General features: G+C 65.7%; 12 protein-coding genes. 5 read left to right on the top strand and 7 right to left on the bottom strand.

Annotated elements, in window-relative coordinates; genetic code table 11:
* Positions 1-112 precede the first annotated feature (112 nt).
* Complete coding sequence (locus tag Q0P59_RS07220; protein WP_295005078.1) at positions 113-1,735, top strand: ABC-F family ATPase; 1,623 nt, start codon at positions 113-115, stop codon at positions 1,733-1,735.
* A 70-nt stretch (positions 1,736-1,805) separates the two neighbouring features.
* On the opposite strand, the gene Q0P59_RS07215 is transcribed toward Q0P59_RS07220, so the two are convergent.
* From Q0P59_RS07215 to Q0P59_RS07200, 4 genes are all read right to left on the bottom strand, one after another.
* Positions 1,806-2,144, bottom strand: a complete 339-nt coding sequence (locus Q0P59_RS07215) for a GlpM family protein (protein WP_295005076.1) — start codon at positions 2,142-2,144, stop codon at positions 1,806-1,808.
* A 71-nt stretch (positions 2,145-2,215) separates the two neighbouring features.
* Positions 2,216-2,956, bottom strand: a complete 741-nt coding sequence (locus tag Q0P59_RS07210; RefSeq protein ID WP_295005074.1) for a hypothetical protein — start codon at positions 2,954-2,956, stop codon at positions 2,216-2,218.
* Positions 2,957-3,028: 72 nt separating this feature from the next.
* On the bottom strand, positions 3,029-3,742 hold the full coding sequence (locus Q0P59_RS07205; RefSeq protein ID WP_295005072.1) for a response regulator transcription factor: 714 nt from the start codon (positions 3,740-3,742) through the stop codon (positions 3,029-3,031).
* The gene (locus Q0P59_RS07200; RefSeq protein WP_295005070.1) at positions 3,739-5,361 is read right to left on the bottom strand and encodes an ATP-binding protein; all 1,623 of its coding nucleotides are present in this window, start codon (positions 5,359-5,361) and stop codon (positions 3,739-3,741) included. Before Q0P59_RS07200 ends, Q0P59_RS07205 begins: the two co-directional genes overlap by 4 nt.
* 177 nt (positions 5,362-5,538) lie before the next feature.
* On the opposite strand from Q0P59_RS07200, the gene Q0P59_RS07195 reads away from it, so the two are divergent.
* The gene (locus Q0P59_RS07195) at positions 5,539-6,096 is read left to right on the top strand and encodes a hypothetical protein (RefSeq protein ID WP_295005068.1); all 558 of its coding nucleotides are present in this window, start codon (positions 5,539-5,541) and stop codon (positions 6,094-6,096) included.
* Between the two features lie 73 nt (positions 6,097-6,169).
* On the opposite strand, the gene Q0P59_RS07190 is transcribed toward Q0P59_RS07195, so the two are convergent.
* The gene (locus Q0P59_RS07190) at positions 6,170-6,640 is read right to left on the bottom strand and encodes an SRPBCC family protein (RefSeq protein WP_295005066.1); all 471 of its coding nucleotides are present in this window, start codon (positions 6,638-6,640) and stop codon (positions 6,170-6,172) included.
* A 23-nt stretch (positions 6,641-6,663) separates the two neighbouring features.
* On the opposite strand from Q0P59_RS07190, the gene Q0P59_RS07185 reads away from it, so the two are divergent.
* Positions 6,664-7,371: a 16S rRNA pseudouridine(516) synthase gene (locus Q0P59_RS07185; RefSeq protein ID WP_295005064.1), complete on the top strand. Its 708-nt coding sequence runs from the start codon at positions 6,664-6,666 to the stop codon at positions 7,369-7,371.
* A complete protein-coding gene (locus Q0P59_RS07180) occupies positions 7,368-8,282 on the top strand; it encodes a hydrogen peroxide-inducible genes activator (protein ID WP_295005062.1) in 915 nt (304 codons plus the stop codon). Before Q0P59_RS07185 ends, Q0P59_RS07180 begins: the two co-directional genes overlap by 4 nt.
* 36 nt (positions 8,283-8,318) lie before the next feature.
* Here Q0P59_RS07180 and Q0P59_RS07175 read toward each other — a convergent pair whose 3' ends face one another.
* Together Q0P59_RS07175 and Q0P59_RS07170 are read right to left on the bottom strand one after the other, a co-directional pair.
* Complete coding sequence (locus Q0P59_RS07175) at positions 8,319-8,906, bottom strand: GNAT family protein (RefSeq protein ID WP_295005060.1); 588 nt, start codon at positions 8,904-8,906, stop codon at positions 8,319-8,321.
* Positions 8,907-8,925: 19 nt separating this feature from the next.
* The gene (locus Q0P59_RS07170) at positions 8,926-9,546 is read right to left on the bottom strand and encodes an FMN-binding negative transcriptional regulator (protein ID WP_295005058.1); all 621 of its coding nucleotides are present in this window, start codon (positions 9,544-9,546) and stop codon (positions 8,926-8,928) included.
* Positions 9,547-9,744: 198 nt separating this feature from the next.
* Here Q0P59_RS07170 and Q0P59_RS07165 point away from each other — a divergent pair, with 198 nt between their 5' ends.
* On the top strand, positions 9,745-11,148 hold the full coding sequence (locus tag Q0P59_RS07165) for a PLP-dependent aminotransferase family protein (RefSeq protein ID WP_295005056.1): 1,404 nt from the start codon (positions 9,745-9,747) through the stop codon (positions 11,146-11,148).
* Positions 11,149-12,181 lie beyond the last annotated feature (1,033 nt).

Below are 12,181 nucleotides of genomic sequence, written 5' to 3'. Positions count from 1 at the left end.
GCAAATCTTACACCGCAGTGCACAAATAGGGGGCTCCATTCGGCGGTCAACCCGTTGAAAACAGGTAAAATTCGCCCCTTCGTTTTAGCGTTATTTTGAGATCGGAACCGCTGTGCTCGTCGCCGCCAACATCACCATGCAATTCGGGGTCAAACCCCTGTTTGAGAACGTCAACGTCAAGTTCGGCGAGGGCTATCGCTACGGCCTGATCGGCGCCAACGGGGCGGGCAAGTCGACCTTCATGAAGATCCTCTGCGGCGCGCTCGAGGCTTCGGCCGGCAACGTCTCGAAGGACGTCCATGAACGCATGGCCTACCTGCGCCAGGACCAGTTCGCCTACGAGGACATGCGCGTCCTCGACGTCGTGATGATGGGTCACGAGGAGCTGTGGGCGGCGATCCAGGAACGCGACGCGATCTACGCCAACCCGGAAGCCTCGGAAGACGACTACATGCGCGCCGCCGAACTCGAAGGCAAGGTCGGCGAATACGACGGCTACACCGCCGAATCGCGCGCCGGCGAACTGCTGCTCGGCGTCGGCATCCCGACCGAACAGCACGACGGCCCGATGAGCCAGGTCGCGCCCGGCTGGAAGCTGCGCGTGCTGCTCTGCCAGGCGCTGTTCGCCAACCCGGACATCCTGCTCCTCGACGAACCGACCAACAACCTGGACATCAACACCATCCGCTGGCTGGAAGACGTGCTGAACAATCGTGACTCGACGATGATCATCATCTCGCACGACCGCCACTTCCTGAACCAGGTGTGCACTCACATGGCCGACCTGGACTACGGCAAGATCACCACCTACGCCGGCAACTACGACGACTTCATGGAAGCCGCGCAGGCCGCCCGCGAGCGCCAGCAGAACGCCAACGCCAAGGCCAAGGAACGCATCGCCGAACTGCAGACCTTCGTCCGCCGCTTCTCGGCCAACGCCTCCAAGGCCAAGCAGGCGACCAGCCGGATGAAGCTGATCGACAAGCTGAAGCCGGAAGACGTCAAGCCGTCGTCGCGCCAGTACCCGTGGATCCGCTTCGACTACGACGAGAAGGCCAAGCTGCACCGCCAGGCGGTCGAGATCGAAAACCTGTCCTTCGCCTACGAAGGCGGCGAGCGCAAGATCTTCAACAACCTGACGCTGACCATCAATGCCGGCGAGAAGATCGCCGTGATCGGTGAAAACGGCGTCGGCAAAACGACCTTCCTGAAGCTGCTGATGAACGAGTTGCAGCCGCAGTTCGGCACCATGAAGTGGGCCGAGAAGGCCTACCCGGGTTACTACGCGCAGGACCACAGCGCCGAATTCGCCGGCACGCAGAGCCTGACCGAATGGATCGCCGGCTACGCCCGCGCCACCATCGAGGACGGCGGCGACCTGGAAACCCTGATCCGCGGCACCCTCGGTCGCCTGCTGTTCTCCGGCGACGAGGTCAAGAAGCCGGTCAACGTCATTTCCGGCGGCGAGCAGGGGCGCATGCTGTTCGGCAAGCTGATGCTGTCCAAGCACAACGTGCTGCTGATGGACGAGCCGACCAACCACCTCGACATGGAATCCATCGAAGCCCTGAACTCCGGGCTGGAAAAATTCCCCGGCACCCTGGTCTTCGTGTCGCACGACCGCGAATTCGTGTCGTCGCTGGCCACGCGCGTGCTCGAAGTGAAGGGCGATGGCAGCATCGTCGATTACCTGGGCGGTTACGAGGACTATCTGGCGTCGCAGGGCGTCGAATAAGGCCGGATCCGGTCCCGAAGGACGGGGCGCCCCGATCCCGAAAAGCCGAAGGCAGCGCCTTCGGCTTTTTTCATGCCCCGTGCAGGCGCGTCCAGATCGCCAGCAGCAGTGCGGCCGCAACCACCCAGAGCAGCGTGGCGCCCAGCAGGGTGTAGGTCAGGCTGAGGCGGGGCGCCAGGAGGTAGACGGCGAGCAGGTAGGCCGCGTAGGGCAGGAGGGCGCACAGGCCGAACAGCGCCGTTTCGCGCAGCGCGGCGGGGCCGCGCTCCTGCCCGACGAGGGCGTGGGCGATCAGCGCAAAGGTCGGAAACAGCGGCACCAGGCCGGCGATGTAGAAATGGCGACTGCGGGCGAGCAGGGCGATGACCAGAACGGCCAGCGCACCGAGCAGGCTTTTGGCGAAGAGCATCATGGTCGCGATGAGGGTGGGCAGGTGAGGCTGCGCACTGTACGCCTTTTATGGTTTCCGGCGATGGCGGATCAGTTGGGCTGCCTGGCCGGCGGGATGTAAGGCAGCAAGGCCTTCGCAGCCTCGACGCGCAGGGCTGGGCTGGCATTCGGGTCGTTCATGACGGCCAGCAGGAAGCTCTGTGGATCGGCATGGGGGCCGTTCCCGGTCAGCCGGTCGGGAGCGACGGAGTGGCTTTCCGGAGGCCGTGCGTTGCTGGCAAGCGGGGGAAAGGCCGGGGCGAGTCGGGCCAGGGCGCGTGCGAATTCCTGCGGCTTGATGCGTGCAAAGCCGGCCAGCAGCTCGGCCTGTTTGTCCGGGGGCGGTGCCATGTCCAGCCAGGGTTCAGCGGTGAACATGCTGCCCATGCTCGGGTCGATGAAGGCGCTCCACCGTTCGTCGCCGGCCAGTTGGGCGGGCGGCAGTTGGGCCGGGTCAGCGGCCCCGGCCTCGATGCGATCGCTGGGGAGGTCGGCGGCGTAGCGGGCGACCAGGTGCGTCAGGAAGGCATTTCCTTGTGCTCCGGAGACCGGCTCGGCCAGCGAAAACCACAGGCGGAAGCCCTGCCCGTCGACCGATACGGCCGGCGCCGGGAGGTCCAGGTCTTCCTGGACGCCGCGGAAAATAGTCGCCGCCTGTTCCCAGTCGCCCGGTCGGCAGACGGCCACGCAGAACAGGCGATGGCCTTCCGGCGCATCCGGCGTCGGTGCGGGTTTTCCGCCGGCTGGCGGGTGGCCGAAAAGGCGGTGTAGCTCGGAATTGAGTCTGTCCATGGTTGTCAGGGTCGTTTCAGCGCGATTGTACGGCTTATCCGGTTGCCGGTCGGCTGCCGGATGCTTGCGCGCCTATCGTTGCGCAATGCTTTCGAGGCGGTAGCCGAGGCCACGCACGGTGTGGATCAGCGGATCATTGGTCGCATCGTCGATCTTGGTCCGCAGGCGGCGGATGTAGACGTCCACGACGTTGGTCAGGGGGTCCTCGCTGACGCCCCAAACGTTGGCCAGGATGCGTTCGCGGCTGAACAGCCGGCCCGGGGCGCTCATCATCAGTTCGAGCAGCGCCAGTTCCTTCGCCGTCAGCTGCAGTACGCGGCCGCCCCGCGTGGCCTGCATGCGTTCGCGGTCGAACACCAGATCGGCTACCTGCAGGCGGTTGGGCGTCGTCCGCCTGACGTCCCTGCCGCGACGGGCCAGCGACTCCAGACGGGCCAGCAGCTCTTCGAAATCGAAGGGTTTGGGCAGGTAATCGTCCGCACCCAGGCGCAAACCGACGACCCGGTCCTCCACCGCGCCGAGCGCGGAAAGGATGAGGATGGGCAGCGCCACGCCTTCGGCACGCAAGGTCTGGCATATCTCCAGCCCGCTGGTGCCGGGGAGCATCAGGTCGAGCACGATGACGGCGGATTGCCCTTCCATGGCGCATTCGCGCGCCAGTCGGCGTGCCGAGGCCAGGCCGCCGATGCCGTCCCCGGCCGCTTCCACTCGATGCCCTTCTGCACGCAAGCCGCGGCCGAGGAAATCGGCAATGCGGGGATCGTCTTCGATGACCAGGATGTTCATGCGACGTCTCCTTCGAGCATTTCCTGTTGCGCAACGGGGAGACTCAGCATGGCGCGCGTACCGCTGGCAGTGCTTTCCAGCAGCAGGCTGCCGCCGTGCGCCTGGGCCAGCGCCTGGGCGATGCTGAGGCCGAGCCCGCTGCCCTCGGCGCTGTGCAGGCGGGCCTGTGTTCCCCGGAAATGCCGGTCGAAGATATGCGGCAGTTCTTCCGGCGGAATGCCGATGCCTTGGTCTTCGATGCTCAGCAGCACATGGGCCGGGTGGTGGGCCTCGCGTCCCCGGGTCTGTATCTCGATCCGGACACAGCCGCCGGCGCTGGAATAGCGCGTCGCATTGTCGAGCAGTATGCCGAGGAGCTGGCGCAGCCTCAGCGGGTCGCCCTGCACCACATGGCTACCTGTCGCACGGGGCGGGCCGATCAGGCTTACGCCTTGCCGTTCTGCCAGCGGGCCGGCCTGGGCCACGGCTTCGCTGGCCAGCTCGTCGATATCCACCGGGATGCGACGCAGCGACAGCGAGTCGATGTCGTTGCGGGCCATGCTCAGCAGGTCGTCGATGACCGATCCGAGCTGGCGTGCGGTATCGACGATGCGGGCCAGGGCCTGGCGGTATTCGCCGGCCGGTTTATCGACACCGCGCAAGGTGATTTCGGCCTCGCCGCGGATGACCGTGGTCGGGGTGCGCAGTTCGTGGCTGATATCGGCAAACAGTCTGCGTCGCCGGCTATCCGCCTCGCGCAGCGCGGTCAGGGCATCGGCCAGTTCGCCGGTGCGCGCCGCCACCTGTTCCTCCAGTTGCTGGCGCTGGGCCGATTCGCGCTGGCGATGTTCCTCAAGCTCTGCCGCCAGTGCGTTGACGCTGCGCGCCACTTCGGAGAATTCGTCGTTTCCCGCGAGCGGGATGCGATGGTTCAGCTTTCCCGCCTGCAGGGCATCGGCGCCTTCGCTGAGCAGTTGCAGCGGCCGTCTCAGTTCGCGACCGAAGTAGAAGAGGGCGATCAGGGTTACCGCGCCCAGCGCCCCGGCAACCGCCAGCCATAGCCAGCGCACGCCCGCCAGGCGAGCGTCGGCGGCGGCGCGTTCGCGCTGGACGGCGGCCGATTCGCGGGCAATGTTCTCGGCGACCAGCCGGCGCACGTCGTATCCGTCGGCGATGTCGAAGACCCGCGAATGGGCATCCCAGGCGCTGCGCCAGTCGGTGTCATGGGCCAGCGGCCGGGCTTCGTCGACCGATTTGATCAGGGCGGCGACGCTGCGCTCGAGGACGGCCAGCGCTTCGCCGCGCCGCAGATGTTCTTCGCGGGCTTCGCCGCTGCCGTCGAGCTGTATGGCCTGCTCGACCAGGACTTTCAGGCGCTGGACCGTTCCCTGCATGGCTGTCTCGAGTTCGTCGCGCTGCGCCAGGTCGGCCGGTGCGCCCTGCTGCATCTGGGCGACCCAGGTCCGCAGTCGCTGTTTCTGGGCGGACAGCTGGATGAAGCTGGTGGCAATGTCGCTGGCCACCCGGCCGCGCACCACCTGGCGTTCGATGGCGACGAGCGACATCGCGGCGAGCAGGGCGGCGAGGACGATGACTGCGGCAATCAGGCCGAGAACGAAAGTCAGGCGAAGTCGGAACATCGGACTATTCTCCGCGTCGGTCGCGATGCCGACAACCGTTCATCTGGCGTTCATCAAGACGATCCGTATTTCTCATCTTTCGCTCAGGCTGGATTCAACTGCTTCGTTTGGAATAGCGGGGTGGCATGCGCTGTCATGCCTGTTCAAGCAACCATAACCCCCAAAGGAGTTTGCAACATGAAGCGTACGTCAATTGCCATCGCCATGCTTTGCTTCGGTGGCGCCGTCCACGCCCAGTCTCAAGCGATCGTCGTCAACCAGGCCATCAGCCAGGCCGAGGTGCAAGCCGCCCAGCAGGGCTGGTGTCAGGCGCTGCTCGATATCGGCGCCACCTATGCCAAGTCCGGCCAAGCTGCCGCCAAGGCGCTGGCCGAGCAGGTGATCGACAGTGCCTATGGCTACCAGATGGGCGCCGTGCTGTTCAAGCCGACGCTGACGGTCAATCCGCAGACCTTCCGCCCGACCCGGGCCGGCGCCTTGTCCTATTTCGTCGGCGGTGATCCGGCATTCCCCAGGGATAGCGGCTTCGCGCTCAAGGGCTGGACCCGGTGCGAAGTGGCCAACAACGCGATCTTCATCGCCGGCGACAGCGCCACGACCATGGGCAAGGTCAGCTTTACCGGCAAGGATGGCAAGGTGACCACGGTCGACAAGACCTGGAAGTTCGTCAAGGACGATGCCGGCAATCTGCGCATCGTCGTGCACCACTCGTCGCTGGAATACAGCGGCAGCTGAGTCGGGTGGTGGCCGTCAAGCCGGGTAAGGCACTCGGCTTGACGGCGGTTCGGTGGCTGTCGGGCGGTCCCGCCTATTGCGGCGTGCCGCCGGCGGCCAGCGTGCGGATGATGCGCACGCAATCGACGTCGGACTGGTGGTAGGCCGATTTGACATAGTCGATGTAGGCGCGATCTTCGGAGTTCGGGTTGCTGCCGAAACTGGTGGCATAGGCAAAGCGCAGGAAGAGGGCGTCGGGCTCCGGCTCTTCGATGGAAATGGTCAGGCTGCCGCCGGCGTGCTGCTCGCTGGGCAGGATGTCGAAGCGGACCCACTGACGCTCCAGCAGGGTCACCCGGTCATGGATGACCGCGGCGCCGAAATCGAGCTTGCGCAGCAGGTGGTCGGCATGGCGTTCGACGATGGTGCAGCTTTCCAGCCCGGGCAGGAAAGGGACGGCGTTGTCGACGCGGTGGAGAAGGCCCTGCCATAGCTGGTCGCGGCTGAGCGCGACGATCAGCGGATTCTGCAGGTCGTTGATCTGGATGAGGTGTTCGAAATTCATGGGCCGATGTTAGCATTCCGGCCATGCAACTTGAACGACTCCTCCAGAAACACGGCTTCGGTACGCGCAAGGGCTGCCGGGCGCTGATCCGCAACGAACGCGTCGCCGTCAATGGCGAAATCTGCGACGATCCCTTCGCCGACATTCCGACCGCCGGCCTGGTCTTCTCGGTCGATGGCGTCGACTGGCCCTACGCCGAATTCGCCTGCCTCATGCTCAACAAGCCGGGGGGCTACGAATGCTCCCGCAAGCCGCAGCACCATCCGTCGGTGCTCGAACTCCTGCCGGTTCAGCTGCGCGAGCGCGAGGTGCAGCCGATCGGCCGCCTCGACGAAGACACGACCGGCCTGCTGCTGATCACCGACGACGGCCAGCTCAACCACCAGCTGTCGTCGGCAAAGCGCAAGGTGCCGAAAGTCTATCTGGCAACGACCAAGCATCCGCTGGATCAGGCGCAGATCGACCAGCTGCTCGCCGGTGTGCTGCTCAACGACGAGCCGGAGCCGATTGCCGCCGCGGGGGCCGAAATCGCCGGGGAAAACCTGTTGCGCCTGACGGTCACCGAAGGCAAGTACCACCAGGTCAAGCGCATGGTCGCCGCCGCCGGCAACCGGGTCGAGGCGCTGCATCGCGAGGCGGTCGGCGAACTGGCCCTGCCGGCGGACCTCAAACCGGGCGAATGGCGCTGGCTGTCGGCCGACGACCTGAAAAAACTGGGATACGTGAAATGACCCTGACCGAAATGCGCTATGTCGTGGCCCTGGCGCGCGAGCGCCATTTCGGCCGGGCGGCGGATGCCTGCCATGTCAGCCAGCCCACCCTGTCGGTGGCGCTCAAGAAGGTCGAGGGCCAGATCGGGGCGCCGCTCTTCGAGCGCGGCACCAACGACGTCCGCATCACGCCGCTCGGCGAGCGCATCGTCGCCCAGGCGCGCCGGGTGCTCGACGAGGCCGTCAAGCTTGAGGAGATTGCCGAAGCGACGGGCGACCCGATGAGTGGCCAGCTGCGCGTCGGCATCATCTACACCATCGCGCCCTACCTGCTGCCGCAGCTGATCCCCGCATTGAACAGGCAGGCGCCGAACATGCCGCTGTTCCTCAAGGAGGATTTCACCGGCAACCTGATTCCCGCACTGAAGGCGGGCGAACTCGACGTCATCGTCATCGCGCTGCCCTTTGCCGAGCCGGGCCTGGTCGCCCAGCCGGTCTACGACGAACCCTTCCGCGTCGTCGTGCCGTCCGCCCACCCCTGGGCCTCGCGCCGCGAGGTGAATGGCGACGAACTCGACGGCCAGAACCTGCTCCTGCTCGGCCAGGGCAACTGCTTCCGCGACCAGGTCTTGGAGTCCTGCCCCCGCCTCAGCGCGCCGGACGCACTCGAACACGCGCTCGAGGGCAGCTCGCTGGAAACCATCCGCTACATGGTCGCCAGCGGCGCCGGCGTGGCCGTCATGCCGAGCACCGCCGCCGATCCGCTGACCGACAAGGAACCGCTGGTCAAGGTCCTGCCCTTCGCCGGCGTGCAACCCAAGCGCACCGTCGGCCTGGTCTGGCGGGTGACCTTCCCGCGTCCGCAGGCCATCGATGCGGTCAGGGCCGCGCTGCTCTCCTGCCAGCTACCCGGAGCCACGGCAACCCGCTGAAGTTTCACGTGGAACCGGAGCCGACGGGGCATTTCCTCACGCCGCTCCGCTATCGGCCAGCCGGTGCTCAAGCCGGGTGCGGACTTCCGGCCATTCGTCGTCGATGATGCTGTAGCGTATCGAGCTACGTTTGCGCCCATTGGGCATGATCCGCTCATGTCGGATGATGCCCTCCCGAACGGCGCCAAGACGAAGAATCGCCGCCTGCGAGCGTTCATTCAGCACGTCGGTGGTGAACTGGACGCGAATGCAGCGCAGCCGCTCGAACGCGTAGCGCAGCAACAACAGCTTGCTCTCGGTATTGGCGGCGGTTCTTTGCCATGTTTGCGCATACCAGGTGTGGCCGATTTCCAGCTTGCGGTTCTCCCGGTCGATTTTCCACAAGCGCGTCGAGCCGATGACGCGTTGGTCGGCGCTCAGCGTCACGGCAAACGGCATCACGCTTCCTTCGGCTTGACCGCCCAAGGCCTTGTCGATGTAGCCATGAACGCTGTCGGCAGAAGGAATGACGGTGAAAGGCAGCGACCAGAGCTGGCCATCGGCTGCGGCATCGACGAGCGCCTCGGCATCCGAACGAAGAAGGGGGCGCAGGGTGACGAAAGCGCCTTGCAGTGTGGGAGTCATCTTGGGTGGCCTGGCGGTTTCAGATGTTTTTCATGGCGGCGAGCAGCGATGGGCAGCCGCCTTCGGCGCTCAAGCCATCGAGCACGCCCTGACGGTCGGCCGCTTGCCGGTTCTGGCTCATTTTCCACTTGCCCTCAAGCGACAGGATGGGGATTTCGATGCCGACAATACCCTTGAGCTGCGCGGCAACGTAGTCGTCGGGCGCATCGGAAACCTGCCATGGATGCGCTCGCCCCTTCTCCTGCTCGTCGGTCAGTAGCCCGATCTGGGCGAGCAGCCAGTCGGCATCGTCGATGACTCGGGGTTTGCCGCGTGCCTGAACCATCGCAAAGTTCCAGGTCGGTACGACCTTGCCGTGCTCGGCTTTGGCGGGATACCACGAGGGCGTCACGTAGCCGTCCGGGCCGTGAAACACCACCAGCGCCTCGCCCGCTTCCCGGAGCGCATCCAGTTGCCTGTTTCCCCTGGCCAGGTGGGCGCGCAGGATTCCGTACCCGCTGTCGGCGTGCAGCGAGAACGGGATCAGGTTGGCCATCAGGCCGTTGCTTCCCGAGGTGATCAGCGTGGCCAGCGGATGGGCGCCGATCAGGTCATGGAGGCGATCGAGGCGTTCTTCTCGAAATATGGTGGGGCAGTGCATTTCCGGTCCTTTCGCAGAGCAATTAGCGGATGCATTGTTTCGCCAGGGCGGACTATTATGTAGTGCCAGTTATGCACAAAATGACTGGACCGGTTTGATCGCATGGAAGGCTTTGTCGTGTCACGTCGCCAGCTTCTGATAGAAATTCCCGCCCTCGGGAGAATAGACCGCCGCCAGGCCGGGATCGGACGGCAGCTGGTGGACGCGTTGCGCAGCGCGATTTCCGGCGGCGAGCTGGCTGCGGGCGAGAGGCTCCCGTCCTCGCGGATACTGGCGGAGTCGCTGGGCGTGGCGCGCGGTACGGTAACCGAAGCCTACGAACAGCTGGTCGCCGAGGGCTGTCTGGAAGCGCGGCCGGGTTCCTGCACGCGGGTGGCGGCAACGCTTCATCCATCGGCTGCGTCGCTGCCGGGCGGCCCGGCGAACGACGCGGGCGGCAGGCTGTCGCCGCCCGACGCTGCCGCGCAGTACGCCGAAATCGCCGAGCGCTTGCGTCCTCTCCCCTCGCTGCCGTTTTCGATTGCGGTGCCGCAAGGCGCTGTCGCGATGGACGACCACTGGCGGCGGCTCGGCAACCGGGTCCGCGCGTCGCAAGCCGCCGCGCCAGGCGGCTACGGCGATCCCAGAGGGCTGCCCGGCCTGCGCGAAGCCATTGCCGACTATCTGCGCAGGGCGCGGGCCGTTCGTTGCGGGCCGGAGAACGTCATCGTCACCGAAGGCACGCAACAGGGCCTCTACCTGGCGGCCAAGATACTGCTGTCGCCCGGCGCTGCGGCATGGGCCGAAGATCCGGCCTACCCGGGGCTGACCGCGGTACTCGAGGAGCGCGGCATCGCGGTGCGGAGAATTGCCGTGGATAGCCAGGGCTTCGACCTGGCCAGCGCCCTGGACGCATGTCCGGCGGCCAGGGTGGCCTTTGTCACGCCGTCGCATCAATACCCGCTGGGCATGCCGTTGAGCATGCCCAGGCGGCTGGCCCTGGTCGAATGGGCCAGGCAGTCGGGCGGGTGGATCGTCGAGGACGACTACGACAGCGAGTTGCGCTATGCCGGGCAACCTTTCCCGGCCCTGCAGGGCCTGGCGGGCGGCAGGGTGGTCTACCTCGGGACGTTCAGCAAGGTTCTGGCGCCATCCCTGCGCCTGGGCTACATCGTGGCGCCCGATTGCCTGGTAAAGGCGTTCGTCGGTGCCCGCGCGCTGATGGGGCGCGGTTCGCCGCTGACCGAGCAGCACGTGGTCGCGGCCTACATGAAGGAGGGCTATTTCGAGGCCCACATCCGGCGAATCCGCAACATCTATGCCGAACGGCGCCAGGCCCTGATCGATGCCCTGGGCCGCGAACTGCCCGGGCTACGCATTCAGCCGGCCGACCAGGGGATGCATGTCGTCGTCTGGCTGCCCGCCGGCATGGACGACAAGGCCGTTGCCGAAGCGGCCGCCAGGGAGGGCATTGCGCTGCGGGCCTTGTCGCCGATGGCTTCGGAAAATCTCGAACTGTCCGGGCTGATGCTCGGTTTCGGCGGCTTTGGCGTCGAGCAGCTTCAGGATGGCGTACGCAGGCTGCGCGGCATCCTTGAGAACAAGGTGCGCATCGCCAGGTGATCGGGCTTGCCTTGCCGCCGGGATCAGCCGTTCGATCCCCGAAAGGACAAAGTCCCCGGAAAACGCCGGGGACTTTGCATGATTTGACCGCTTCCGTCGCCTAGCCTTCGGCGTCGGCCTTTTTCTTGGCCGGGGCCTTGGGCTTGGCGACCTTCTTCTCGAACTCGAAGCCCACCTTGCCGCCCTGGCTGACCAGGTAAGCGGAGAACTTGCGGCGGGTGCGGTTGGAGACGAACTCCTTGAGCAGGTCGGTCTTGCCGTCGACCAGCAGCTTCTTCATCTGGGCAGCGTCGATCGGCTGTTGCAGGATGATCTTGCCGGAGCGGAAGTCGCAGCTCTTGTCCGGGCCCACGGCCTTTTCGCAGGTGTAGTTGTTGCCGTTGTCGTAGACGTTGGCGGCGCACTTCGGGCATTTGCCCAGGGCTTCCTGGCCCGAGAAATCGACGGCTTCGGCTTCGCCATCCTCGCCCGCCTTGTCCTGGCCGAAATCGAATTCCGGCTGCAGGTCGTCGTTGAGCTTGATGGCGGCGGCGAAGCTGCGGCCCATCTTGTTGCGGAAGCCGGTCAGCGGGCCGACCTGCCTTTCGGTCAGCAGCTGCTCGATCTCGGCCGGCTCGTACTGGCGGCCGGCGACGATCTTCCACAGCGCATAGTCGCAGCCGCCGCACTGGAACTTCTTGTAGGTCTCGCGAATCTGGCCGCCGCACTTGGGGCAGGGCGCGGTCAGCACGCCGAAATCGCCGGGGATGGTGTCGGCTTCGTATTGCTTGGCGCGTTCGACCATGTGGCGGGTCATTTCGGCGATTTCGCGCATGAATTCGTCGCGCGTGAATTCGCCCTTCTCGATGCGGCCGAGCTTCCATTCCCAGTCGCCGGTCAGTTCCGGCTGGGTCAGTTCGTTGATGCCGAGGCCGTTGAGCAGGGTCATCAGCGAGAAGGCCTTGGCGGTCGGGATCAGCTCGCGGCCTTCGCGGTGCATGTACTGCCTGTCTCTTATACACATCTCCGAGCCCACGAGACCGAGGCTGATCTC

The organism is uncultured Dechloromonas sp. (genome assembly GCF_945957265.1).
In the GTDB taxonomy this organism is placed as follows: Bacteria; Pseudomonadota; Gammaproteobacteria; order Burkholderiales; family Rhodocyclaceae; genus Azonexus.
Note: the sequence above shows the minus strand (reverse complement) of the source record. Positions and strands in the feature narration are given on the sequence as shown.